The 25,705-nt window shown below is 42.8% G+C and carries 28 protein-coding genes; 25 read left to right on the top strand and 3 right to left on the bottom strand.

Going from position 1 to position 25,705, the window contains the following annotated elements:
* Positions 1–110 precede the first annotated feature (110 nt).
* The 8 genes from ACVBD2_RS08805 (at position 111) to dnaJ (ending at position 7,677) form a co-directional block, all read left to right on the top strand.
* Positions 111–431, top strand: coding sequence for a PadR family transcriptional regulator (locus tag ACVBD2_RS08805; RefSeq protein ID WP_084976034.1), 321 nt, complete (start codon positions 111–113; stop codon positions 429–431).
* Positions 431–1,006, top strand: coding sequence for a DUF2812 domain-containing protein (locus ACVBD2_RS08800; RefSeq protein ID WP_461685631.1), 576 nt, complete (start codon positions 431–433; stop codon positions 1,004–1,006). Before ACVBD2_RS08805 ends, ACVBD2_RS08800 begins: the two co-directional genes overlap by 1 nt.
* A gap of 34 nt (positions 1,007–1,040) precedes the next feature.
* Positions 1,041–1,553 (top strand): DUF2812 domain-containing protein, encoded by a 513-nt coding sequence (locus tag ACVBD2_RS08795; RefSeq protein ID WP_461685630.1) that lies wholly within the window; start codon positions 1,041–1,043, stop codon positions 1,551–1,553.
* A gap of 160 nt (positions 1,554–1,713) precedes the next feature.
* Entirely contained in the window at positions 1,714–2,748 is a 1,035-nt protein-coding gene (hrcA, locus tag ACVBD2_RS08790) for a heat-inducible transcriptional repressor HrcA (RefSeq protein WP_461685629.1), read from the top strand.
* Positions 2,749–2,786: 38 nt separating this feature from the next.
* Positions 2,787–3,302, top strand: a complete 516-nt coding sequence (grpE, locus tag ACVBD2_RS08785; RefSeq protein WP_061454553.1) for a nucleotide exchange factor GrpE — start codon at positions 2,787–2,789, stop codon at positions 3,300–3,302.
* 364 nt (positions 3,303–3,666) lie between these two features.
* Entirely contained in the window at positions 3,667–5,490 is a 1,824-nt protein-coding gene (gene dnaK, locus ACVBD2_RS08780; protein ID WP_461685628.1) for a molecular chaperone DnaK, read from the top strand.
* A gap of 266 nt (positions 5,491–5,756) precedes the next feature.
* A complete protein-coding gene (locus tag ACVBD2_RS08775; RefSeq protein WP_132972587.1) occupies positions 5,757–6,389 on the top strand; it encodes a DJ-1/PfpI family protein in 633 nt (210 codons plus the stop codon).
* A gap of 151 nt (positions 6,390–6,540) precedes the next feature.
* Entirely contained in the window at positions 6,541–7,677 is a 1,137-nt protein-coding gene (gene dnaJ, locus ACVBD2_RS08770) for a molecular chaperone DnaJ (RefSeq protein WP_132972585.1), read from the top strand.
* Positions 7,678–7,754: 77 nt separating this feature from the next.
* On the opposite strand, the gene ACVBD2_RS08765 is transcribed toward dnaJ, so the two are convergent.
* From ACVBD2_RS08765 to ACVBD2_RS08755, 3 genes are all read right to left on the bottom strand, one after another.
* Positions 7,755–8,414, bottom strand: a complete 660-nt coding sequence (locus ACVBD2_RS08765) for a hypothetical protein (RefSeq protein WP_268708861.1) — start codon at positions 8,412–8,414, stop codon at positions 7,755–7,757.
* Between the two features lie 63 nt (positions 8,415–8,477).
* Positions 8,478–8,756, bottom strand: a complete 279-nt coding sequence (locus tag ACVBD2_RS08760) for a hypothetical protein (protein ID WP_125847708.1) — start codon at positions 8,754–8,756, stop codon at positions 8,478–8,480.
* 9 nt (positions 8,757–8,765) lie between these two features.
* A complete protein-coding gene (locus ACVBD2_RS08755; RefSeq protein WP_268708860.1) occupies positions 8,766–9,176 on the bottom strand; it encodes an HIT family protein in 411 nt (136 codons plus the stop codon).
* A 67-nt stretch (positions 9,177–9,243) separates the two neighbouring features.
* Between ACVBD2_RS08755 and ACVBD2_RS08750 the strand changes: the two genes are divergently transcribed.
* The 17 genes from ACVBD2_RS08750 (at position 9,244) to ACVBD2_RS08670 (ending at position 25,672) form a co-directional block, all read left to right on the top strand.
* Positions 9,244–9,975: an ABC transporter ATP-binding protein gene (locus tag ACVBD2_RS08750; RefSeq protein ID WP_461685627.1), complete on the top strand. Its 732-nt coding sequence runs from the start codon at positions 9,244–9,246 to the stop codon at positions 9,973–9,975.
* Positions 9,972–11,021: an ABC transporter permease gene (locus ACVBD2_RS08745; RefSeq protein WP_125847703.1), complete on the top strand. Its 1,050-nt coding sequence runs from the start codon at positions 9,972–9,974 to the stop codon at positions 11,019–11,021. The genes ACVBD2_RS08750 and ACVBD2_RS08745 overlap by 4 nt, the downstream gene beginning before the upstream one ends.
* A gap of 47 nt (positions 11,022–11,068) precedes the next feature.
* Complete coding sequence (gene ccrZ / locus ACVBD2_RS08740; RefSeq protein ID WP_461685626.1) at positions 11,069–11,863, top strand: cell cycle regulator CcrZ; 795 nt, start codon at positions 11,069–11,071, stop codon at positions 11,861–11,863.
* Positions 11,860–12,495, top strand: coding sequence for a tRNA (guanosine(46)-N7)-methyltransferase TrmB (trmB, locus tag ACVBD2_RS08735; protein ID WP_001266088.1), 636 nt, complete (start codon positions 11,860–11,862; stop codon positions 12,493–12,495). Before ccrZ ends, trmB begins: the two co-directional genes overlap by 4 nt.
* Before the next feature lie 126 nt (positions 12,496–12,621).
* On the top strand, positions 12,622–13,101 hold the full coding sequence (rimP, locus tag ACVBD2_RS08730) for a ribosome maturation factor RimP (RefSeq protein WP_000338692.1): 480 nt from the start codon (positions 12,622–12,624) through the stop codon (positions 13,099–13,101).
* Between the two features lie 43 nt (positions 13,102–13,144).
* Positions 13,145–14,281 (top strand): transcription termination factor NusA, encoded by a 1,137-nt coding sequence (gene nusA, locus ACVBD2_RS08725; RefSeq protein WP_033588939.1) that lies wholly within the window; start codon positions 13,145–13,147, stop codon positions 14,279–14,281.
* A gap of 21 nt (positions 14,282–14,302) precedes the next feature.
* Positions 14,303–14,596 carry an RNase P modulator RnpM gene (gene rnpM / locus ACVBD2_RS08720; protein WP_000857568.1) on the top strand — a complete coding sequence of 98 codons (294 nt, stop codon included), beginning with the start codon at positions 14,303–14,305 and terminating at the stop codon, positions 14,594–14,596.
* Positions 14,589–14,888 carry a YlxQ-related RNA-binding protein gene (locus ACVBD2_RS08715; protein WP_268708859.1) on the top strand — a complete coding sequence of 100 codons (300 nt, stop codon included), beginning with the start codon at positions 14,589–14,591 and terminating at the stop codon, positions 14,886–14,888. The genes rnpM and ACVBD2_RS08715 overlap by 8 nt, the downstream gene beginning before the upstream one ends.
* A gap of 16 nt (positions 14,889–14,904) precedes the next feature.
* Positions 14,905–17,691, top strand: coding sequence for a translation initiation factor IF-2 (gene infB, locus ACVBD2_RS08710; RefSeq protein ID WP_268708858.1), 2,787 nt, complete (start codon positions 14,905–14,907; stop codon positions 17,689–17,691).
* A gap of 250 nt (positions 17,692–17,941) precedes the next feature.
* Positions 17,942–18,292 carry a 30S ribosome-binding factor RbfA gene (gene rbfA / locus ACVBD2_RS08705; protein WP_461685625.1) on the top strand — a complete coding sequence of 117 codons (351 nt, stop codon included), beginning with the start codon at positions 17,942–17,944 and terminating at the stop codon, positions 18,290–18,292.
* Positions 18,293–18,388: 96 nt separating this feature from the next.
* Entirely contained in the window at positions 18,389–18,622 is a 234-nt protein-coding gene (locus ACVBD2_RS08700) for a DUF1858 domain-containing protein (protein ID WP_000368739.1), read from the top strand.
* Complete coding sequence (locus ACVBD2_RS08695; RefSeq protein WP_461685624.1) at positions 18,622–19,956, top strand: DUF438 domain-containing protein; 1,335 nt, start codon at positions 18,622–18,624, stop codon at positions 19,954–19,956. Before ACVBD2_RS08700 ends, ACVBD2_RS08695 begins: the two co-directional genes overlap by 1 nt.
* A gap of 9 nt (positions 19,957–19,965) precedes the next feature.
* Positions 19,966–20,220: a DUF1912 family protein gene (locus ACVBD2_RS08690; protein ID WP_084940473.1), complete on the top strand. Its 255-nt coding sequence runs from the start codon at positions 19,966–19,968 to the stop codon at positions 20,218–20,220.
* Positions 20,221–20,317: 97 nt separating this feature from the next.
* Positions 20,318–20,713, top strand: a complete 396-nt coding sequence (locus ACVBD2_RS08685; protein ID WP_461685623.1) for a helix-hairpin-helix domain-containing protein — start codon at positions 20,318–20,320, stop codon at positions 20,711–20,713.
* 277 nt (positions 20,714–20,990) lie between these two features.
* Positions 20,991–21,578 (top strand): flavin reductase family protein, encoded by a 588-nt coding sequence (locus ACVBD2_RS08680; protein ID WP_461685622.1) that lies wholly within the window; start codon positions 20,991–20,993, stop codon positions 21,576–21,578.
* Complete coding sequence (locus ACVBD2_RS08675; protein WP_461685621.1) at positions 21,556–22,116, top strand: GNAT family N-acetyltransferase; 561 nt, start codon at positions 21,556–21,558, stop codon at positions 22,114–22,116. The genes ACVBD2_RS08680 and ACVBD2_RS08675 overlap by 23 nt, the downstream gene beginning before the upstream one ends.
* A gap of 907 nt (positions 22,117–23,023) precedes the next feature.
* Positions 23,024–25,672, top strand: coding sequence for a valine--tRNA ligase (locus tag ACVBD2_RS08670; protein ID WP_461685620.1), 2,649 nt, complete (start codon positions 23,024–23,026; stop codon positions 25,670–25,672).
* Positions 25,673–25,705 lie beyond the last annotated feature (33 nt).

Genomic DNA, 25,705 nt, shown 5'->3' with positions numbered 1-25,705 from the left:
GAAGAAAGATTGCCTGAGGGCGGTCTTTTTTTCTTGCGATTTATTTCGAGCTATGATATATTTTGTATAACGAGATGCGATATATCGAACTGAATAGGAGGTGGTTAAAAATGGAATTAGCGGATAAGATTCGTCGGGTCTATCTTCCGATGACGGAAACGGGCTTTTATATCTTGTTCTGTCTGCAAAAGGAATGTCATGGTTATAGTATTACGCAAAAGGTCAAGGAGATGACAGATTCGCAAGTCTTGATTAGTCCTGGGACTATGTATGGTACCTTGTCAAAAATGGAAAAGGATGGCTTGATTGCCTTTTTCCGAGAAGAGGAGAAACGGAAAATCTATCAGATCACAGACTTGGGACGAAAAGTCTTAGATATTGAATTGAAACGTATTGAACGACTTTACAGAAATAGTCGGGAGGAAGGTTGATGGAAAAGAAGGTTGTTTATAGAATTACTACCATTGCGGATTATGATAGAGAGGCTTTATACCTTGGGGAAATGCATGCTAAGGGTTGGAAACTTAAGGAAGTGAGTTACTCTAACTTAGTAGTTGCGGTTAAGTATACTTTTGAAAAGTGCCAACCGGAGCAGGTGTCTTATCAGTTGGATTTTCACCCAATGGAAAAATCAGAGAGAGCCTCCTATTTACAACTATTTAAAGACTGTGGCTGGGAGCATATTACAGACTTTAATGGCTTTTCCTACTTTAGAAAGCTTCGTTCTGGAGTTGAGTCGGATGCCGAGTTTGAAATCTATAATGACGCTACTGGGAAGTTAGCCATGGTCAAACGGATTTTAATAATGCGGATGCTACCTATTTTGATTCTTTTTTCAGCTCTACTACCGGTTTTCTCAAAGTTTCTCAGTGGAGGTAGTAATTTCAGTTGGGTAATGTTTTTGATTGTTATTATGGATTGTGTTTTATTGATAGTTTTTGCGATTCAGATTTCTTATATTTTTTGGAGATTGTTCCAAAAGTGGAAAGAATTATCTGATAGCTGAAACAATACTTGTTTTCTGATTTGGAGGTCAGGCAATGAATAGCAAAGTACAATTTCGGATTTTCACCATTGTTGATTTGGACAAGGAAGAAGATTATTTGCATGAGATGCACTTGAAAGGTTGGAGATATAGAACGAGTCGTTTGGGCTTTTTCTATTTTGAGCAATGTCAACCGGACGATGTCATCTACTGTATCTATGATTCTAGATTTCTTAAAAAGTATAAGCATGAACTGCAAGATTTTAGGAATAGAGATTGGGAATTGATAGAAACAGGTTTTTGTTCAATTCTTCGTAAATCATCTTCAGATATACTTCCAGAGGATCAAGTCTATATGATTAATAGTCTTAGATGGGAAGTTATGCGGTCTAGACTTCGTTCCTGTACAGCTGCTTTCTCAGGTGGTTTGGTTGTTTGTATGAGTTTATTTAAAGAAGAACTTTCTATGTCTTTCTTTATTATTTTCGTTTTATATGCTTTCCTGATTTCTTATCTAATCCGTGGTTTTTTCAGGCTTAAAAGGAAATACCAAGTAGATGGAAGGTAAGATTCTAGGTCTTCAGACTAATTTTTAGCACTCTTGATAAAAGAGTGCTAATTTTTTGAGTTTTTGTCTTGACATTCTCTTTCAAGGGTGTATAATAGAATCATGAGTTAGCACTTGAATGTATAGAGTGCTAATCGATCAGACAGAGAGGAGTGATGGGATGGTTACAGAGCGTCAGCAGGATATTTTAAATCTGATCATTGACATCTTTACCAAAACGCACGAACCTGTCGGATCCAAAGCTTTGCAAGAGTCTATTAACTCTAGCAGTGCAACCATTCGTAATGATATGGCGGCTTTAGAAAAGCAAGGTTTGCTTGAGAAAGCTCATACTTCCAGTGGTCGCATGCCAAGTGTTGCTGGTTTTCAGTACTATGTGAAACACTCACTGGATTTTGACCGGCTGGCTGAAAATGAAGTCTATGAGATTGTCAAAGCCTTTGATCAGGAATTCTTCAAACTGGAGGATATTCTGCAGGAGGCTGCTAATGTCTTGACAGAATTGAGTGGCTGTACGGTAGTGGCACTGGATGTTGAGCCCAGCAGGCAACGGTTGACAGCTTTTGATATCGTTGTTCTAGGGCAACATACAGCCTTGGCAGTATTTACCCTAGACGAGTCGCGAACGGTTACCAGTCAGTTTTTGATTCCAAGGAATTTCTTGCAGGAGGATTTGCTGAAGCTTAAGGCAATCATTCAGGAACGTTTCCTCGGTCACACCGTTCTAGATATTCACTATAAGATTCGGACGGAGATTCCACAGATTATCCAGCGCTACTTCACAACGACGGACAATGTCATCGATCTCTTTGAACACATTTTTAAAGAAATGTTCAACGAAAATATTGTGGTGGCGGGCAAGGTCAATCTCTTGAATTTTGCCAATCTCGCAGCCTATCAGTTCTTTGACCAACCACAGAAAGTGGCTCTGGAGATTCGTGAAGGTCTGCATGAAGATCAGATGCAAAGCGTCCGTGTTGCGGACAGTCAAGAATCCTGTCTAGCTGATTTAGCAGTGATTAGCAGTAAATTCCTCATCCCTTATCGAGGATTTGGAATTCTGGCGATTATCGGTCCGGTCAATCTGGATTACCAGCAATTGGTTAATCAACTCAATGTTGTCAATCGAGTCCTAACTATGAAACTCACAGATTTCTACCGCTATTTGAGTAGTAATCATTATGAGGTGAGTTGAACATGAAATTACATAAATTCCTAAAAAGGAGGCGAAAAATGTCTGAGGAAATAAAAAACGAAGAAGTAAAAGAAGAGGAAGTTGTTGAAACAACTGAAGAAACAACTCCTGAAAAGTCGGAATTAGACTTGGCAAATGAACGCGCGGATGAGTTTGAAAATAAATATCTTCGCGCTCATGCAGAAATGCAAAACATCCAACGCCGTGCCAATGAAGAGCGTCAAAACTTGCAACGTTATCGTAGCCAAGACTTGGCAAAAGCAATCTTACCATCGCTCGACAATCTAGAACGTGCACTAGCAGTTGAAGGTTTGACAGACGATGTCAAAAAAGGATTGGAGATGGTGCAAGAAAGCTTGATTCATGCTTTGAAAGAAGAAGGGATCGAAGAAATCGCAGCTGACGGCGAATTTGACCATAACTATCACATGGCCATCCAAACTCTCCCAGCAGACGATGAACACCCAGCAGACACCATCGCTCAAGTCTTCCAAAAAGGCTACAAACTCCATGACCGTATCCTACGCCCAGCCATGGTAGTAGTCTATAACTAGGCAATTCTGACAGTTGCTGAAGCAACTCGTCAGAAAACGGCAATCGCTATGGCGTTTGCCTAGCCTCCTTACTAACTCGTCGTCGAAATAAAATCGATTTCGACTCCTCGTGTCGTAACATAATTGAAACCTTGTCCGAAACGACAATAAACTATGAAAGAAAGATAAAAAGCAAGCTGGAGGCTTGCAAGAAAGATATTGCCCGCCGTGGTGAAAGTTTCAGTAGCACAAGCTACTGAAACAGGGGATTTTTGAGACAATAGGCTCAAAAATAAGTGATGAAATCCCGAAGGGAGTTGCTCACGTCCCCACCACTTAAGGGGAATATCAAAAAAAGAAGAAAAAACAACAAGGAGAAAAACACATGTCTAAAATTATCGGTATTGACTTAGGTACAACCAACTCAGCAGTTGCAGTTCTTGAAGGAACTGAATCAAAAATCATCGCAAACCCAGAAGGAAACCGTACAACTCCATCTGTAGTATCATTCAAAAATGGTGAAATCATCGTTGGTGACGCTGCAAAACGCCAAGCGGTAACAAACCCAGATACAGTTATCTCTATCAAATCTAAGATGGGAACTTCTGAAAAAGTTTCTGCAAACGGTAAAGAATACACTCCACAAGAAATCTCAGCTATGATCCTTCAATACTTGAAAGGTTACGCGGAAGAATACCTTGGTGAGAAAGTAACTAAGGCTGTTATCACAGTTCCAGCTTACTTTAACGACGCTCAACGTCAAGCAACAAAAGACGCTGGTAAAATTGCTGGTCTTGAAGTAGAACGTATCGTCAACGAACCAACTGCAGCAGCCCTTGCTTACGGTTTGGACAAGACTGACAAAGAAGAAAAAATCTTGGTATTCGACCTTGGTGGTGGTACATTCGACGTCTCTATCCTTGAATTGGGTGACGGTGTCTTCGATGTATTGTCAACTGCAGGGGACAACAAACTTGGTGGTGACGACTTTGACCAAAAAATCATCGACCACTTGGTAGCAGAATTCAAGAAAGAAAACGGTATTGACTTGTCTACTGACAAGATGGCAATGCAACGTTTGAAAGATGCGGCTGAAAAAGCTAAGAAAGACCTTTCTGGTGTAACTTCAACACAAATCAGCTTGCCATTTATCACTGCTGGTGAGGCTGGACCTCTTCACTTGGAAATGACCTTGACTCGTGCGAAATTTGACGATTTGACTTGTGATCTTGTAGAACGTACAAAAGTTCCAGTTCGTCAAGCTCTTTCAGATGCAGGTTTGAGCTTGTCAGAAATCGATGAAGTCATCCTTGTTGGTGGTTCAACTCGTATCCCAGCCGTTGTAGAAGCTGTTAAGGCTGAAACTGGTAAAGAACCAAACAAATCAGTAAACCCTGATGAAGTTGTTGCTATGGGTGCTGCGATCCAAGGTGGTGTGATCACTGGTGATGTGAAAGACGTTGTCCTTCTTGACGTAACTCCATTGTCACTTGGTATCGAAACAATGGGTGGTGTCTTCACAAAACTTATCGACCGCAACACTACTATTCCAACATCTAAATCACAAGTCTTCTCAACTGCGGCAGACAACCAACCAGCCGTTGATATCCACGTTCTTCAAGGTGAACGCCCAATGGCAGCAGATAACAAGACTCTTGGACGTTTCCAATTGACAGATATCCCAGCTGCACCTCGTGGAATTCCACAAATCGAAGTAACATTTGACATTGACAAGAACGGTATCGTATCTGTTAAGGCTAAAGATCTTGGAACTCAAAAAGAACAAACAATTGTTATCCAATCAAATTCAGGTTTGACAGACGAAGAAATCGACCGCATGATGAAAGATGCTGAAGCTAACGCTGAAGCAGATAAGAAACGTAAAGAAGAAGTAGACCTTCGTAACGAAGTAGACCAAGCTATCTTTGCGACTGAAAAGACAATCAAAGAAACTGAAGGCAAAGGCTTCGATGCAGAACGTGATGCTGCACAAGCTGCCCTTGATGAGCTTAAGAAAGCCCAAGAAGACAACAACTTGGACGAAATGAAAGCAAAACTGGAAGCATTGAACGAAAAAGCTCAAGGACTTGCTGTTAAACTATACGAACAAGCCGCAGCAGCTCAACAAGCTCAAGCAGGAGCAGAAGGGGCGCAAGCAACAGGAAACGCAGGCGATGACGTCGTAGACGGAGAGTTTACGGAAAAATAAGATGCAAAGCCCGTTAAAACCTTACAGTGAAAATAGGAAATCTGACGCAGAAACTTTAGTTTCTAGAAAGATTTGCACCTAAAGGTAGCCATATCTGTAATTCGCTAAAGCGAAAACAGCTACGTCTCTTTTTCACCAAGAGGTTAGGGCGTGCTCAATTCAGCATTACTAGTTTGATTTTTAAAACTTGAACGTCGTAATGATAGGAAGAAATCCAGAGGTTGCAACCCAGCCTCTGTTTTTCGGTAAAATAGAGGGTGTTGCTTATGAAAAAAGTACTTTGTATCCTTTATCCTAATTTTTCTCTTTATGAGATATCCTCTTTAACGAGTACTTTGGCTCTGTCTTTTGACATCACGATTGATTATGTAGCTTCAGATCATTCGATGGTGGTCTCTGAAGATGGCTTGCCTTGTTTACCTACAAAAACATTGGATCAAGTACGTATAGAAGAGTATTCTTGTGTGATTTTGCCAGGAATGGTAAATATAGGGCCTGTTCTACAGGATGAAAAATTAGCCTCATTTTTGAGAGAACTCGGTGAGCAGGATATCTTAATTACAGCAATTTCTTCTGCGCCCATTTTGTTAGCGAAAGCTGGCTTGTTGAATGACACGGAATTTACTGGTGGGATTTGGCAAAACTTCTTTGATTATTTTGAATTTCTTCCTCGGGAAAATTTCAAAGCAAAAGCTGTCCTGCAAGATAAAAATATCATTACTGCTATTGGCTTTGCACATCAAGAGTTTGCAAGAAAAGTGATTCTTGGTCTAGGTTTGGCAGAAAATACTGACAACTATTTTAAAGAACAGAACGAATATTCAGAAGAGGACTTGATTTTTACTCTATCGGACAAAGAGTTTGATGAAGTGAAGCAGAGTATAGAAAATACCCTCTAATGATTTGCTTATAAATTATAGAAAGGAATAAGGGTGTTCGTAATTGAACTCGAGCGGAAAGCTTGGGAATTAGATAAACCTCCTAAGAAATCAGGATTTCTTGTCGGTTTCCTAAATTTCAGTCGCTTTCTGTTCGCTCTTAGTATCTTGTATGAACAATACTGAATTTTATGATCGTCTGGGGGTGTCAAAAAACGCTTCGGCAGACGAGATCAAAAAGGCTTATCGTAAGCTTTCAAAAAAATATCACCCAGATATCAATAAGGAACCTGGTGCTGAGGAAAAGTACAAGGAAGTTCAAGAAGCCTATGAGACTTTGAGTGACGACCAAAAACGTGCAGCCTACGACCAGTATGGTGCTACAGGTGCCAACGGTGGCTTTGGTGGTACTGGCGGTTTCGGTGGCTTTGACGGAGCAAGTGGCTTCGGTGGTTTTGAGGATATTTTCTCAAGTTTCTTTGGTGGAGGCGGGGCTTCGCGCAATCCAAACGCTCCTCGTCAAGGTGATGATCTCCAGTATCGTGTGAACTTGACCTTTGAAGAAGCTATCTTTGGAACGGAAAAAGAAGTTAAATACAATCGTGAAGCCAGCTGTCGTACATGTAATGGCTCTGGTGCTAAGCCAGGGACAAGTCCAGTCACTTGTGGACGCTGTCATGGCGCTGGTGTCATTAACGTTGATACGCAAACTCCGCTTGGTATGATGCGCCGCCAAGTAACCTGTGATGTCTGTCATGGTCGCGGAAAGGAAATTAAAGATCCATGTACAACTTGTCACGGAACAGGTCATGAAAAACAAGCTCATAGCGTACATGTGAAGATTCCTGCTGGTGTGGAAACAGGCCAACAAATCCGCTTAGCGGGTCAAGGTGAAGCCGGCTTTAACGGTGGACCTTACGGAGACTTGTACGTGGTGGTTTCAGTTGAAGCTAGTGATAAGTTTGAACGTGAAGGAACGACTATCTTCTACAATCTGAACCTCAACTTTGTCCAAGCAGCCCTTGGAGATACTGTGGAAATTCCAACTGTACATGGTGATGTTGAATTGGTCATCCCAGAAGGAACTCAGACAGGCAAGAAATTCCGTCTACGTGGCAAGGGAGCACCGAGCCTTCGTGGCGGTGCCGTTGGTGACCAATATGTTACAGTTAATGTCGTAACTCCGACAGGCTTGAACGACCGTCAAAAAGCAGCGCTTAAAGAATTCGCAGCTGCAGGTGACTTGAAAGTCAATCCAAAGAAAAAAGGCTTCTTTGACCACATAAAAGATGCCTTTGAAGGAGAATAAAGTAAAAAGAGCCGATTGGCTCTTTTTGTGTTGTCATGGAAAAATTAGCGTCAGAAAATCATTTTCCAGTTAGCCTACTATTTATACTTTTGAGTGAGCAAGCCAGCTGCATCCATGTCCTGAATGAGTTGCTTGATTTCTGCTTCTTTGCCAGATTTCAAGGTAACAGTATCAATATGCTTGATCGCCGAGTTATCCTGAATATCCACCAAGGTCAAAGCTTTTTCATAGAATGCAATTCCCTTTTTAAGACTTTCCTGATCATTCCAAAAGAGAATTGAGTAATTGGGATTAAATTTCTTTCCGATTTCTTGGAGATACTTCTCGCTTTCTTTCTCTAAAAACTGCAATAAACCATGATTGAACAAGTTATCCCCTACTTTATAGTATGAAATCTCTCCTGTCTGGAGGACATAGACTTCGAGTCGATTTTTGGTGAGTTTTGGACTTTCTTTTAGGACGGTGTGACTATTGATAACCTCATCTGAGAAAGTAACATAAAAATGTAAGCCTCCACCCTCGAATTGATACCTTCCATTTGATTCTACTTTCTCAGGAGGCATGTCAAGGGAGATAAAGATTTGTTTTAAAGTTTCATTCCCTTTTTGGATGTCACTCGGTGAGGTCTTGAAAAGATTCATCAGTAGTAGAAATGCCAAGGCTGCAAGCAGGCAGAGGCAACCACAAGGGATCGCGATGACCTTCGCTAGAACTTTTAAAAACTGTTTCACTTTCATTCCCTCCCTTTTCTGTTCGAATCTAGTGATCCAAAATGGATTTAAGGAAAGTTGGAGGATTTATTATTCTTGTTTTTCTTCTTGGAGGATCGCCATTCTGGTTTGGAAATCTTTTTCCAAGACTTTGAATTTATAGGTTAAATCTTTTTGGTATTCCTTGATAAGTGCTTTTTGTTGGTTGATGATTTGGAGGCTATTTTGGATGATATCCAAATCATCCTTGATAGCTTCGACGCGGTCAGTTGTATCTAGCACTTCATCCTGAATGGCTTGGCGATTTTTTACGACAAAATAACTTCCAGCTGCAGCTCCTGCGAATAGCAGTAGATTTGATAGTTTCATGGCATCTCCCTAAGCATTTCTAATAGTTTCAGCGACTTGGGCAAGTTTGTCAAAGTCAGGTTCGTGGGCGATAAAGTCAATCTTTAGGTCATCTTCTGCACCGTAGCGAGGAACAAGGTGCACGTGGGTATGAAAGACCGTTTGACCAGCGACTTCCTCACAGTTAGCGATGATATTCATACCAGCAGCCTTGGTAGCTTTCATAACTTTTTGAGCCACTGTTGGCACTTGGGCAAAGAGTTGGCTGGCGCTAGTAGCGTCCATCTCCAAAAGATTGCGATAATGTTCTTTTGGTACAATGAGGGTGTGTCCAGGCGTTACTTGAGAGATATCAAGAAAGGCAAGGATCTGCTCATCTTCGTATACTTTTGAAGCAGGAATCTCCCCTGCGATAATTTTACAAAAAATGCAATCTGACATAAAATCCACCTCTACTGTATTGAATTTTGATATAATATAGCTACATTATACCAGATTCGGAGAAAATATGTTAGAAATTAAAAACCTGACAGGAGGCTATGTTCACGTTCCTGTCTTGAAAGATGTGTCCTTTACAGTTGAAAGTGGGCAGTTGGTCGGTTTGATTGGTCTCAACGGTGCTGGGAAATCAACGACTATCAATGAGATTATCGGTCTTTTGACGCCTTACAGTGGGGAAATCAAGATTAATGGTTTGACCCTGCGAGAAGATGCGACCAACTATCGCAAGCAGATTGGCTATATACCAGAAACGCCTAGCTTGTATGAAGAACTGACCCTCAGAGAGCATATCGAGACGGTTGCCATGGCCTATGGTATTGAGCAAAAAGTGGCTTTTGATCGTGTGGAACCTTTGTTAAAAATGTTCCGCCTGGACCAAAAATTGGACTGGTTTCCAGTGCATTTCTCCAAAGGGATGAAGCAGAAGGTCATGATTATCTGTGCTTTTGTGGTGGATCCGAGTCTTTTCATCGTTGATGAGCCTTTCCTTGGCCTCGATCCGCTGGCTATTTCTGACTTGATTCAGCTTTTGGAAGTGGAAAAGCAAAAAGGCAAGTCCATCCTCATGAGTACTCATGTTTTGGACTCGGCGGAGAGGATGTGCGATGCCTTTGTCATCCTCCATAAGGGGGAAGTGAGGGCTCAGGGGAACCTTCAGCAACTCCGCGAGGCCTTTGATATGCCTGATGCTAGTTTGAATGATATTTACTTGGCTCTGACCAAAGAGGAGGAGCTATGAAAGACTTGTTTTTAAAGAGAAAGCAGGCTTTTCGTAAGGAATGTGTCGGTTATCTCCGTTATGTTCTCAATGACCACTTTGTCTTGTTCCTGCTGGTTCTCATCGGTTTTATAGCCTACCAGTACAGTCAACTCTTGCAAGATTTTCCTGAAAATCATTGGCCCATTCTCTTGTTTTTAGTAATAGTATCTATCTTGCTTTTGGCTTGGGGAGGAATCGCGACCTACATGGAAGTACCTGACAAGCTCTTTCTCTTAGTCAGTGAAGAGGAGGTCAAGTCCCACCTCAAAGGGCAGACGTCACGTTCATTGGTTTTCTGGACAATTGTGCAAACCCTCTTTTTACTCTTATTTGCGCCCTTGTTTTTAGCCATGGGTTATGGCTTGCCAGTCTTTCTCATCTATGTGCTTTTATTGGGAACTGGGAAATACCTGATTTTTCGTCAAAAAGTTAGTAAATTTTTTACTGGGAACGGAATTGACTGGGACTATGTCATTGCCCAAGAAAGCAAGCGCAAGCAAGTCTTGCTTCGTTTCTTTGCTCTCTTTACTCAGGTCAAGGGCGTTTCAAATAGTGTCAAACGTCGCGCTTATCTGGATTTCATCCTTAAAGCAGTTCAGAAAGCGCCTGGAAAGATTTGGCAAAACCTCTATCTCCGCTCTTACCTGCGAAATGGAGACCTCTTTGCCCTCAGTCTACGTCTGCTCTTGCTTTCTTTGTTAGCGCAGGTCTTTATCGAGCAAGCTTGGATTGCGACGGCAGTAGTGGTTCTATTTAACTACCTATTGCTCTTCCAGTTGCTAGCCCTTTATCACGCCTTTGATTACCAATACTTGACCCAGCTCTTTCCATTAGAAAAAGGGGAGAAAGAGAAGGGATTGAAACAGATTGTAGTTGGTGTGGGAAGTGCAGTTCTTTTGTTAGAATTGCTGGTGGGAGCAGTGGTTTTTCAAGAAAAAATAGCCTTGTTGGCTCTTGTAGGAGCTAGTCTCTTCCTACAATTGTTTTATTTACCTTACCAACTGAAAAGATTGGTTGACGAATAGACCAAAAACTAGTAGAATAGTAAGGAAACTTTATACGGAGGAAAGAAATGGACTTGGGTGATAATGAGCTAACGCTGACTCCGATACCTGGGAAGAGTGGCAAGGCTTATATGGGAAGCTACCCTGATGGGAAGCGCGTCTTTGTAAAAATGAACACCTCTCCAATCCTACCTGGGCTAGCCAGAGAACAAATCGCTCCTCAATTACTATGGACTCGTCGTTTAGCGGACGGTCGTGATATGTGTGCCCAAGAATGGTTGACGGGCAAAATCTTGACCCCGCACGACATGAATCGCAAGCAGATCATCAATATCTTGACGCGTCTCCACCGCTCACGTCCCTTGATGAAGCAGTTGAGCCGTTTGGGATATAGCATGGAGACGCCAGTAGACTTGTTGAAGTCTTGGAGGCAAGAAGCACCTGAAGTCTTGAAACGACATCAGTACTTAAATTCGGTGATTGATGATTTGCGCAGGACAGTTCCAGGCTTTAGGGAAGATCATGCAACGATTGTGCATGGTGATCTTCGCCATAGTAATTGGATTGAGACAGAGAGTGGGCTTGTTTATCTAGTGGATTGGGATTCGGTTCGCCTGACGGATCGTATGTTTGATGTGGCGCATATGTTGTGTCATTATATTCCAGATCATCAGTGGCGTCAATGGTTGAGAGACTACGGCTATAAGTACAATCAGACAGTGTTAGATAAATTGTATTGGTATGGTCAGTATTCTTACTTGAACCAGATTGCCAAATACTTTGTAAATCAAGATTTAGATAATGTAAACCGGGAGATTTATGCCTTGCGTGTCTTCCGTGACAAGTATGGAAAGAAGAGATGAGAGTTAGAAATCGTAAAGGGGCGACAGAGTTACTAGAGGCCAATCCCCAGTATGTTGTCCTCAATCCCTTGGAAGCTAAAGGGAAATGGCGAGACTTGTTTGGAAATGATCATCCTATCCATGTAGAAGTTGGAAGTGGGAAAGGGGCCTTTGTATCAGGAATGGCCAAACAAAACCCTGACATCAACTACATCGGGATTGACATCCAAAAGTCGGTATTAAGTTATGCCTTGGATAAGGTGCTTGAAGTTGGAGTGCCCAATATCAAGTTGTTGTGGGTAGATGGTTCGGATTTGACTGACTACTTTGAAGACGGCGAGATTGATCGTCTCTACCTAAACTTTTCAGATCCTTGGCCTAAAAAACGCCATGAAAAACGTCGTTTGACTTACAAGAGTTTCTTGGATACCTTCAAGCGTATCTTGCCTGAGAATGGGGAAATCCATTTCAAGACTGACAATCGTGGCTTGTTTGAGTACAGTCTAGTGAGTTTTTCTCAGTATGGGATGAAGCTCAATGGGGTTTGGTTGGACTTGCATGCCAGTGATTTTGAAGGCAATGTCATGACGGAATATGAGCAAAAATTCTCCAGCAAAGGTCAAGTGATCTACCGAGTTGAGGCAGAATTTTAAGAAATAGCTTGAAAACTAGCCGTTTGAGTGCTTATACTTTACATAAATTGACAAACGTGCTATACTGATAGTAAGAATATGAGAAAGAGAGGCGGGGAAATATCTTCGCCTCTTGCTTATGAGGAGGTGGACGCAATCGCAACAATCGTAGAATTAGTCAGAGAAGTTGTAGAACCTGTCATCCAAGCGCCTTTCGAGCTCGTGGATATCGAGTATGGAAAGATTGGCAGTGACATGATTCTCAGTATTTTTGTAGATAAACCCGAAGGAATTACCTTGAACGACACGGCAGACCTGACAGAAATTATCAGTCCTGTCCTAGACACCATCAAGCCCGATCCCTTCCCGGAGCAATATTTCCTAGAGATTACCAGTCCAGGCTTGGAGCGTCCCTTGAAAACCAAGGATGCCGTCGCTGGAGCGGTTGGGAAATACATCCATGTCGGGCTCTACCAAGCTATCGATAAGCAAAAAGTCTTTGAAGGAACCTTGCTATCCTTTGAAGAGGATGAGTTGACCATGGAATATATGGACAAGACGCGCAAGAAAACTGTCCAAATTCCATACAGTTTAGTATCAAAAGCACGTTTAGCAGTTAAATTATAGAAAAAGAAAGGATAGCTTTTGAGGATTCAAAAGTGAAGAGAACATGAGTAAAGAAATGCTAGAGGCCTTCCGCATTTTGGAAGAAGACAAGGGAATCAAAAAAGAAGACATCATCGACGCAGTAGTAGAGTCGCTTCGTTCCGCTTATCGTAGACGCTATGGTCAATCAGACAGCGTAGCCATTGACTTCAATGAAAAGACTGGGGACTTTACTGTCTATACTGTTCGTGAAGTTGTTGACGAAGTATTTGATAGCCGTTTGGAAATCAGCTTGAAAGATGCCCTTGCCATTAATTCAGCCTATGAGCTTGGTGACAAGATTAAGTTTGAAGAAGCACCAGCTGAGTTTGGTCGTGTAGCAGCCCAGTCTGCTAAACAAACCATCATGGAAAAAATGCGCAAGCAAACACGTGCCATCACTTATAATACATACAAAGAACATGAACAAGAAATCATGTCTGGTACAGTAGAACGCTTTGACAACCGTTTCATCTATGTCAATCTTGGCAGCATCGAAGCCCAATTATCAAAACAAGACCAAATCCCTGGAGAAGTCTTTGCTTCTCATGATCGTATCGAAGTTTATGTTTACAAGGTTGAAGACAATCCTCGTGGTGTCAACGTCTTTGTCAGTCGTAGCCATCCAGAAATGATTAAACGCTTGATGGAGCAAGAAATTCCAGAAGTCTACGATGGAACTGTCGAAATCATGAGTGTAGCCCGTGAAGCAGGTGACCGAACCAAGGTTGCCGTTCGTAGCCACAATCCAAACGTGGACGCTATCGGGACAATCGTTGGGCGTGGTGGTGCCAATATCAAGAAGATCACCAGCAAATTCCACCCAGCTCGTTATGACGCTAAGAGCGACCGTATGGTTCCTGTAGAAGAGAACATTGACGTTATCGAGTGGGTAGCGGATCCAGCTGAGTTTATCTACAATGCCATCGCACCTGCAGAGGTTGACCAAGTTATCTTTGATGAAAACGACAGCAAACGTGCCTTGGTCGTTGTACCTGATAACAAACTTTCTCTTGCCATCGGTCGTCGTGGACAAAACGTTCGCTTGGCAGCTCACTTGACAGGTTACCGTATCGATATCAAGTCTGCTAGTGAGTTTGAAGCTATGGAAGAAGCAGGTCAAGTTGATTACGCAGATGTAGATGAATCGATTGAAGAATAAAAGCTGCTAGAGGAGGGAAAGATGAAAACAAGAAAAATCCCTTTGCGCAAGTCTGTTGTATCCAACGAAGTGATTGACAAGCGTGATTTACTTCGCATTGTCAAGAACAAAGAAGGACAAGTCTTTATCGATCCGACAGGCAAGGCCAATGGCCGTGGCGCTTATATCAAGCTAGACAATACAGAAGCCCTAGAGGCTAAAAAAAAGAAAGTCTTTAACCGCAGCTTTAACATGGAAGTTGAAGAAAGCTTTTATGACGAGTTGATCGCCTATGTTGATCACAAAGTGAAAAGAAGAGAGTTAGGACTTGAATAAGCAAAAGATAAGCAATCTCTTGGGACTTGCTCAGCGAGCAGGACGGATCATATCGGGAGAGGAATTGGTGGTTAAAGCCATCCAAGACCAGAAAGCCAAGCTAGTCTTTCTAGCCCATGATGCTGGTCCCAATCTGACCAAGAAGATTCAAGATAAAAGTGACTATTATCAAGTAGAAGTTATAACCGTGTTTTCAACACTGGAATTAAGCATAGCAGTCGGAAAATCGAGAAAGGTTTTGGCTGTGATCGATGCTGGATTTACAAAGAAAATGAGGTCTCTTATGGAATAGAAGAGGAGGACATGATTTGTCTAAGAAAAGATTGTACGAAATCGCAAAAGAACTTGGAAAAGAAAGTAAAGAAGTTGTAGCGCGTGCAAAAGAGTTGGGCTTGGATGTGAAAAGCCACTCATCGAGCGTGGAAGCTGCCGCTGCTGAGCAAATCGCAGCGAGCTTTAAGCCTGCACCTGCTCCTAAGGCAGAAGCAAAACCTGCAGCACCAAAAGCAAGTGTAGAAAAGAAAGCGGAAAAGTCTGCATCAGCTAAACCAGCTGCCGCTAAGGAAGAAAGTAAACCAGCTACACCTGCAGTTCCTAAGGAAGAAAAAGTAGTGGCTGCAAGACCACAAAGTCGAAATTTCAAGGCGGAGCGTGAGGCGCGTGCCAAAGAGCAGGCAGAGCGACGCAAACAAAACAAGGGCAACAACCGTGACCAACAACAAAACGGCAACCGTCAGAAGAATGACGGCCGTAATGGTGGAAAACCTGGTCAAGCAAACCGCGACAATCGCCGATTTAACGATCAAGGGAAAAAACCACAAGGTCAAGGGAATCGTGGCAATGATCGCCGTCAGCAACAAGACTTCCAGCCCAAACCAGCTGGACCACGTGTTGACTTTAAAGCCCGTGCAGCGGCTCTAAAAGCAGAGCAAAATGCAGAGTACGCACGCTCAAGCGAGGAGCGCTTCAAACAATCGCAAGCTGCCAAAGAAGCCTTGGCTCAAGCTAACAAACGCAAGGAACCAGAGGAAATCTTTGAAGAAGCTGCTAAGTTAGCTGAACAAACGCAGCCAGCCGTAACAGTAGCTCCTGTAGCGAAAGAAGCGCCAGTGGATACACGTCGTAAAAAACAAGCTCGACCAGACAAAGAACGTGACGATTACGATCACGAAGAAGATGGTCCTAGAAAACAACAAAAGAATCGAAGTAGTCAGAATCAAGTGAGAAATCAAAGAAATAGTAACTGGAATAACAACAAGAAAAATAAAAAAGGGAACAAGCAAAACAACCGTAACCAGACTCCAAAACCTGTTACAGAGCGTAAGTTCCACGAATTGCCAACAGAATTTGAGTATACAGATGGTATGACTGTTGCGGAAATCGCAAAACGTATCAAACGTGAACCGGCAGAAATCGTTAAGAAACTCTTTATGATGGGTGTCATGGCCACACAAAACCAATCCTTGGATGGAGAAACCATTGAACTCCTCATGGTGGATTATGGTATCGAAGCCAAACAAAAGGTTGAAGTGGATAATGCCGACATCGAACGTTTCTTTGTCGAAGATGGCTATCTTAACGAAGATGAATTGGTTGAGCGTCCACCAGTTGTAACCATCATGGGACACGTTGACCATGGTAAAACAACCCTCTTGGATACCCTTCGTAACTCCCGTGTTGCGACAGGTGAAGCAGGTGGTATCACTCAGCATATCGGTGCCTACCAAATCGTTGAAAATGGCAAGAAGATCACCTTCCTTGATACACCAGGACACGCGGCCTTCACCTCTATGCGTGCGCGTGGTGCTTCTGTTACCGATATTACCATCTTGGTCGTTGCAGCCGACGACGGGGTTATGCCTCAGACTATCGAAGCCATCAACCACTCAAAAGCGGCCAACGTTCCAATCATCGTAGCCATTAACAAGATTGATAAACCAGGTGCCAACCCAGAACGCGTTATCGGTGAATTGGCAGAGCATGGGGTTATGTCAACAGCTTGGGGTGGGGATTCTGAGTTTGTCGAAATCTCAGCTAAGTTTAACCAAAACATCGATGAACTCTTGGAAACGGTCCTTCTTGTGGCTGAAATCCAAGAACTCAAGGCAGACCCAACAGTGCGTGCGATCGGTACAGTTATCGAAGCTCGTTTGGATAAAGGAAAAGGTGCGGTCGCAACCCTTCTTGTTCAACAAGGTACCTTGAATGTCCAAGACCCAATCGTTGTCGGAAATACCTTCGGTCGTGTCCGTGCTATGACCAATGACCTTGGTCGTCGTGTCAAGGTTGCAGGCCCATCAACGCCGGTTTCCATCACAGGTTTGAACGAAGCGCCAATGGCGGGTGACCATTTTGCTGTTTACGAAGATGAAAAATCTGCGCGTGCAGCAGGTGAAGAGCGTGCAAAACGTGCCCTCATGAAACAACGCCAAGCTACCCAACGTGTCAGCCTTGAAAACCTCTTTGATACGCTTAAAGCCGGTGAACTCAAGTCTGTTAACGTTATCATCAAGGCCGACGTACAAGGTTCTGTTGAAGCCCTTTCTGCCTCACTTCAAAAGATCGACGTAGAAGGTGTCAAAGTTACCATTGTCCACTCGGCAGTCGGTGCTATCAACGAATCTGACGTCACTCTTGCGGAAGCTTCCAATGCCTTTATCGTTGGTTTCAACGTACGCCCTACACCACAAGCGCGTCAACAAGCGGAAGCTGACGATGTAGAAATCCGTCTCCACAGTATTATCTACAAGGTTATCGAAGAGATGGAAGAAGCTATGAAAGGGATGCTTGACCCAGAATTTGAAGAAAAAGTTATCGGTGAAGCAGTTATCCGTGAAACCTTTAAGGTATCTAAAGTGGGAACCATCGGTGGATTTATGGTTATGAGTGGTAAGGTTACCCGTGATTCTAAAGTCCGTGTCATCCGTGACGGTGTCGTTATCTATGACGGTGAACTCGCAAGCTTGAAACACTACAAAGACGACGTCAAAGAAGTTACAAACGGTCGTGAAGGTGGATTGATGATTGATGGCTACAATGATATCAAGATGGATGATGTGATTGAGGCGTATGTCATGGAAGAAATCAAACGTTAAGATTTTTGCTCCTTTCTTAGGTGGTGAGGGACGCAAGCAAACCGATGGTTTCATTGCTTATTTTTGAGCCTAGTGTCTCAAAAATCCCCTGTGATGGGACTGATAAATCAGTTCCATCACTTTCACCACAGCGAAAGAAGCGAATGAGTTCAAATTGCACTTCGTTTCAATTTGAACTGAAAATCAAAAAGTTTAGAAATAGCTAGGTCTGCTGGCCTAGCTTTTGGTTCAAAGTAGAGAAAGGAATATCATGGCAAATCATTTCCGTACGGATCGTGTGGGCGTGGAAATCAAGCGTGAAGTCAATGAGATTTTGCAAAAGAAAGTCCGTGATCCGCGTGTCCAAGGTGTGACCATTACAGATGTTCAGATGCTAGGTGACTTGTCTGTTGCCAAGGTTTACTACACCATTTTGAGTAACCTTGCTTCGGATAACCAAAAAGCTCAAATCGGACTTGAAAAAGCAACTGGTACCATCAAACGTGAACTTGGTCGCAATTTGAAATTGTACAAAATCCCAGATTTAACCTTCGTCAAAGACGAATCCATCGAATATGGAAACAAGATTGACGAGATGCTACGCAATCTGGATAAAAATTAAGAAAGAGGGGTTGCCCCTCTTTTTTGGTGTATGCTAATCGTCCTTATGGTATAATATAAGCAGTAAAATCATTTTAGAACATACATGGAGATCGTCATGGATAATATCATCGATGTGTCAATTCCCGTTGCAGAAGTGGTAGACAAGCACCCAGAAGTCTTGGAAATCCTAGTGGAGCTCGGTTTTAAACCTCTTGCTAATCCCTTGATGCGTAACACAGTCGGTCGCAAGGTATCGCTCAAACAGGGTTCTAAGCTTGAAGGAACTCCTATGGACAAGATTGTCCGCACGCTAGAAGCGAACGGCTATGAAGTGATTGGATTAGACTAATGGCAGATGAACGGATTCATATCCTACGGGATATTTTGCTAGAATTGCACAATGGCGCCTCTCCCGAGTCGGTTCAGGAGCGTTTTGATGCAACCTTTACAGGTGTCTCAGCTATTGAGATTTCCCTCATGGAGCACGAGCTGATGAACTCAGACTCAGGTGTTACCTTTGAAGATGTCATGGAGCTCTGTGATGTCCATGCCAATCTTTTTAAAAATGCTGTTAAGGGCGTCGAAGTTGAGGATACTGAACACCCTGGCCACCCAGTTCGCGTTTTCAAGGATGAAAATCTGGCTCTCCGTGCAGCTTTGATTCGCATTCGGAGACTGTTGGATACCTATGAGTCTATGGAAGATGAGGAAATGCTGGTAGAGATGCGCAAGGGCTTGGTCCGTCAAATGGGGCTGTTGGGGCAATTTGATGTCCACTACCAGCGTAAGGAAGAGCTCTTTTTCCCCATCATGGAGCGCTATGGACACGATTCACCTCCAAAAGTTATGTGGGGAGTGGATGACCAGATCCGAGAACTCTTTCAGACAGCTCTAGAGACGGCTAAGGCACTACCAGAAGTGTCGATTAACACTGTAAAAGAAGATTTCGAAGCTTTTGCGACAGAGTTTGAAAGTATGATTTTCAAGGAAGAGTCCATCCTCCTCATGATTCTTCTTGAGTCCTTCACCCAGGATGACTGGATTCAGATTGCGGAGGAGAGCGATGCCTACGGCTATGCCATTATCCGTCCGTCTGAAAAATGGGTGCCAGAACGTCAGAGTTTTGTCGAGGAAAAGAGTAGAGAGGAGCCCGTGCAGCTAGACACGGTTGAAGGTCAAGTTCAGCAAGTCATCAATACGCCTGAAGGCCAGTTCACCATTACCTTTACCCCTAAGGAAAAGGAAGCGGTGCTGGACCGCCATAGCCAACAGCCTTTTGGCAATGGCTATCTCTCCGTCGAGCAGGCCAACCTCATCCTCAATCACCTCCCTATGGAGATCACCTTTGTCAATAAAGACGACATTTTCCAGTACTACAATGACAATGCGCCAGCTGATGAGATGATTTTCAAACGGACGCCATCCCAAGTCGGTCGCAATGTTGAACTTTGCCATCCGCCCAAGTACCTAGACAAGGTAAAGGCCGTTATGAAAGGTCTTCGTGAAGGGGTCAAGGACAAGTATGAGATGTGGTTCAAGTCAGAGTCGCGAGGCAAGTTTGTCCACATCACCTATGCCGCAGTACACGATGAAAACGGAGAATTCCAAGGCGTGCTAGAGTATGTTCAGGATATCCAACCCTACCGTGAGATTGATACGGACTATTTCCGTGGATTAGAATAAGGAGAATCAATGAGTTACGAACAGGAATTTATGAAGGAATTTGAAGCCTGGGTCAGTACCCAGATCATGATCAACGACATGGCGCACAAGGAAAGTCAAAAAGTCTACGAAGAAGACCAAGACGAGCGTGCCAAAGATGCCATGATTCGATATGAAAGTCGCTTGGATGCTTATCAGTTCTTGCTTGGTAAGTTTGAAAACTTCAAGGCAGGCAAGGGATTTCATGATTTGCCAGAAGGATTGTTTGGCGAGCGAAATTATTAAAATAGTGATACTTTCTTGATTTTTCGCCGAAATCTTGATAAAATATCTTTATTAAATCCTTGTAAGAGCAGGGATTTTTTATTGAAAGGATTTTATCATGTCAAAGAAACTCCAACGTAAAAAACAATTGCGAAATAGCCTTCGTCGTTCAGGTGCATTTTCAACTACAGTGACCAAGGTTGTAGAAGAGACCAAGAAAGTCGTGAAACACGCAGAAAAATCTGCCAGCGAAGCAGGAAAAGTTGTCTCTAAAAAAGTGGAACAAGCAGTAGAAGCGACCAAGGAACAAGCTCAAAAAGTAGCCAATTCTGTAGAAGATTTCGCAGCGACTTTGGGCGGCCTCTCAGTAGATCGTGCTAAGACTTTCTATGATGAAGGCATCAAGTCAGCTTCTGATTTTAAAAACTGGACGGAGAAAGAACTCCTTGCCTTGAAAGGAATCGGCCCAGCTACCATCAAGAAATTAAAAGAACACGGCATCAAGTTCAAGTAATCTTTCTTGAGCCTTGCTTTTCCGAGAAAAACTTGCTACAATAGAGCCATTAGAGGTGTTTTGGATCCCACATTTTACAGAAAGTGGCGGTGCTGAGAAGTCCACAAATGTGTCAAAACTGGTTGCTGATGGATGAAAAATGAAATAATATTGTCTTTTTATTATAAAGACGAGAGTTGCGGGCTTTGCCCGAAATTGGGTGGTACCGCGGATAAACACATTCGTCCCTGTCATGGATATGGCAGGGCTTTTTGCGTCTTAGTCAAAGGAGGTTTTCATGAAGCAATCCTTTAAAACCAGTAAGCTCTACTATGGTTTTCCTATCTTTATTTTAGGCTATCAGGACCAGAACTTTAGTCACAATATTACGACCTGCAGTTCCTCTTATAGCCTAGGAGATTGGCTAGTCGTCGGTGTCGGCGCTGAGGAAAATGCGGCTGAGCAAATCAAGCATTATCAACAGTTCACGGTGAACATACCTGATGAAAACCTCATGCTCGAAATGGAGCAGGCTGGTTTTATTAGCCATCGAGAAAAGTTGGGACACTTGGGGCTAGACTATGAAATTTCTGAACAGACTCAGGCACCGATTTTAAAAGCCTGTCCAGTCGTATTGGACTGTCAGGTAGATAGGATTATCGAGGAAGATGGTATCTGCCATATCTTTGCTAAGATTCTCAAGCGACTTGCTGATTCTGATTTGCTAGATGACAAGGGGCATTTTAAAAATGACCGTTTTTCGCCAACTTACTTTATGGGGGACGGCCACCAGCGCGTTTATCGTTACTTAGATGATCGTGTCGACCCTATGGGGAACTTCATCAAGAAAGCGAGGAAGAAGGATGGCAAGAGCAACATTACCTGAACGAATCGAAACAGAACGTCTCGTTTTACGAGTCCGAACAGTGGCTGATGCCGAGGATATCCATGCCTACGCTAGTCTCCCAGAGGTCGCCTATCCAGCAGCATTTCACCCCGTCAAGACCTTGGAAGATGAGATTTATTATCTGGAGCACGTTCTTCCTGAGCGCAATGAAAAGGAAAATCTTCCAGCTGGCTACGGAATTGTCGTTAAAGAGACTGATAAAGTTATTGGATCTGTTGACTTCAACCATCGCCACGAAGACGATGTGCTGGAGATTGGCTATACCTTGCACCCAGACTATTGGGGGCGAGGCTATGTGCCAGAAGCAGCGCGTGCCTTGATTGAGCTAGGTTTTAAAGATTTAGGTCTTCACAAGATTGAACTAACTTGTTTTGGCTATAATATCCAAAGTCAACGAGTAGCTGAAAAATTAGGCTTTACCCTTGAAGCTCGCATCCGAAATCGCAAAGATGCCCAAGGCAACCGCTGTGACAGTCTGATATATGGCTTGCTGAAGAGTGAGTGGGGTAAAAAGTAAGTGAAAAAATTTTTTACAGAGTTATTAAAGAATATTTTTTGGCACCATATTCTTTCATTTGCTGGAATAATTTTCATAATCTATAGTATTCGGGAAGCTAATTACCCTATTATAAAATATCTATTACTTTTAGTTATGGTAATGTTATCTATGTCATACTTTGCTTTATCAAATTATTATAAGTTGGATAGAAAAAATGATGAAGATAAACTTGCATTAGCTATAAGGAGTATTGTCTTTAGATTCTTATGGATTGTACTACTCGTTTGGATACAAATATTACTTTCATCTTTTAATGTAAATTTAGATGAACAGTTTAAGGAGATTTACTTTCTTCTGTTAGCATACTCATTAATTTTTTCACTCTTAGCAATAATGATTGGGATAAAAGTACGAACTCTCCTAGTTCTTATGATAGTTTTTCTTCCAATCTTATTATTACTAGGAGCATTTGATATAAAATGGTGGGCTCTAGTCACTGGTTTTATAACATTGTGGAATTTTATTAATTCAGAGGACTTTCTCATGTATCTAAGAGGTGGAAAAAAATAGAAAATGTTCCAAAAGAGTTAAAATATAAGTGGTCAATTAATAAATTTGTTATTTATATTTTTACATTTTTATTTTACTTTTCACTTATAATATCGTCATTCTTTGAAAAGAAAAGTCCATGTTCTTTTGAAGATTATTTAAGCAACGGGGCAACAAGAGTATATTCAATGTTATTTCTTGTAGTATCAGTGTTAATATTATTTAGTATACTCTTTGGCTATTATTATCTATTGAATCATAAGAAAGAAGAAGGAAGAGTAGCCAAATTTTTACTAAATATAGGTAAAAGAATGGGTTTAAACAAGTTTAATAGTACTATAAAATTATATGTAAAAGCAAAAAAAGGAGAACTAAAATGAAAGAACTTTCACCTAAATACAATCCAGCCGAGGTTGAGGCTGGTCGTTACCAAAAATGGCTTGATGAAGATGTTTTCAAGCCTTCTGGCGATAAAAAGGCTAAGCCTTATTCTATCGTGATTCCACCACCAAATGTAACTGGGAAACTTCACCTTGGTCACGCTTGGGACACGACTTTACAGGATATCATCATCCGTCAAAAACGCATGCAAGGTTTTGACACCCTTTGGCTTCCAGGGATGGACCACGCGGGGATTGCCACTCAGGCTAAGGTTGAGGAGCGCTTGCGTGGCGAGGGCATTTCCCGCTATGACCTCGGCCGTGAAAAATTCCTAGAGAAAGTCTGGGAATGGAAAGACGAATATGCGACGACTATCAAGGAACAATGGGGCAAGATGGGACTCTCTGTAGACTACTCTCGTGAGCGATTCACCCTTGACGAAGGTTTGTCAAAAGCCGTTCGCAAGGTCTTTGTGGACCTTTACAAAAAAGGCTGGATCTACCGTGGTGAGTTTATCATCAACTGGGACCCAGCAGCTCGCACAGCCCTTTCTGATATCGAAGTTATCCACAAGGACGTGGAAGGTGCCTTCTACCACATGAACTATATGCTAGAAGACGGCTCACGCGCCCTTGAAGTGGCGACAACTCGTCCTGAGACTATGTTTGGGGACGTTGCCGTTGCGGTCAATCCAGAAGACCCACGCTACAAGGACCTGATCGGTAAAAATGTCATCCTTCCAATCGCTAATAAACTCATCCCAATCGTTGGGGATGAACATGCAGATCCTGAGTTTGGTACAGGTGTCGTGAAAATCACGCCTGCCCACGATCCGAATGACTTCTTGGTTGGTCAACGCCATAACTTGCCACAAGTCAACGTCATGAACGACGACGGAACTATGAACGACTTGGCCTTCGAATTTGCAGGTATGGACCGTTTCGAAGCTCGGAAAGCAGTCGTTGCTAAATTAGAAGAAATCGGTGCCCTTGTAAAAATTGAAAAACGTATCCACAGTGTTGGTCACTCAGAGCGTACAGGTGTAGTGGTTGAGCCACGCTTGTCTACGCAATGGTTCGTCAAGATGGACCAATTGGCCAAAAATGCTATTGCCAACCAAGATACAGACGACAAGGTAGAATTCTACCCGCCACGCTTCAATGATACCTTCCTCCAATGGATGGAAAATGTTCACGACTGGGTTATCTCTCGTCAGCTCTGGTGGGGTCACCAAATCCCTGCTTGGTACAATGCTGAAGGTGAAATGTACGTTGGTGAGGAAGCTCCAAAAGGTGACGGATGGACTCAAGACGAAGACGTCTTGGATACTTGGTTCAGTTCTGCCCTTTGGCCATTCTCAACCATGGGCTGGCCTGATGTCAACTCAGAAGACTTCAAACGTTACTTCCCAACTTCAACCTTGGTAACAGGTTACGACATCATCTTCTTCTGGGTGTCTCGTATGATTTTCCAATCCTTGGAATTCACAGGTCGTCAACCATTCCAAAACGTTCTGATCCACGGTCTCATTCGTGACGAGCAAGGACGCAAGATGTCTAAATCTCTGGGTAATGGGATTGACCCAATGGATGTCATCGAGAAATACGGTGCCGATGCCCTTCGTTGGTTCCTTTCAAATGGTTCTGCACCTGGGCAAGACGTGCGCTTCTCTTACGAGAAAATGGATGCTTCATGGAACTTCATTAACAAAATCTGGAACATCTCTCGCTACATCCTCATGAACAATGAAGGATTGACCCTTGAGCAAGCAACGGCTAATGTAGAAAAAGTTGCCAACAAGGAAGCTGGAAATGTCACAGACCGCTGGATTCTCCACAACCTCAATGAAACGATCGGCAAAGTCACTGAAAACTTTGATAAATTTGAGTTTGGTGTTGCTGGACACATCCTCTATAACTTTATCTGGGATGAGTTTGCGGACTGGTACGTTGAGTTGACCAAGGAAGTCCTTTATAGCGATAATGAAGAAGAGAAAGTCATCACACGTTCTGTTCTCCTTTACACCTTGGACAAGATCCTTCGTCTCCTTCACCCTATCATGCCGTTCGTGACAGAGGAAATTTTTGGACAAATCTCAGAAGGATCTATCGTCACAGCGGAATACCCAACTGTTAACCCAGCCTTTGAAGACCTTGCTGCTCACACTGGTGTGGAAAGTCTTAAAGACTTGATCCGTGCGGTTCGTAATGCGCGTGCGGAAGTAAACGTTGCTCCAAGCAAGCCAATCACCATCCTTGTTAAGACAAGCGATAGCGACTTGGAAGCATTCTTTAACAGCAATGTCAACTATATCAAACGCTTCACAAATCCAGAACACTTGGAAATCGCATCAACCATCCCTGCACCTGAACTTGCAATGTCAAGCGTCATCACAGGAGCAGAAATCTACTTGCCACTGGCAGACCTCCTCAATGTCGAAGAAGAACTGGCTCGTCTCGACAAGGAATTGGATAAATGGCAAAAAGAACTGGATATGGTCGGTAAGAAGCTCTCTAACGAACGCTTCGTAGCCAATGCCAAACCAGAAGTCGTCCAAAAAGAACGCGACAAACAAGCCGACTACCAAGCTAAATATGATGCGACCATCGCACGTATTGATGAGATGAAGAAGTTGGTGAGATAAACACAGAAACACGGTGAGAAGCCGTGTTTTTTG

The organism is Streptococcus sp. KHUD_018, assembly GCF_054861215.1.
Note: the sequence above shows the minus strand (reverse complement) of the source record. Positions and strands in the feature narration are given on the sequence as shown.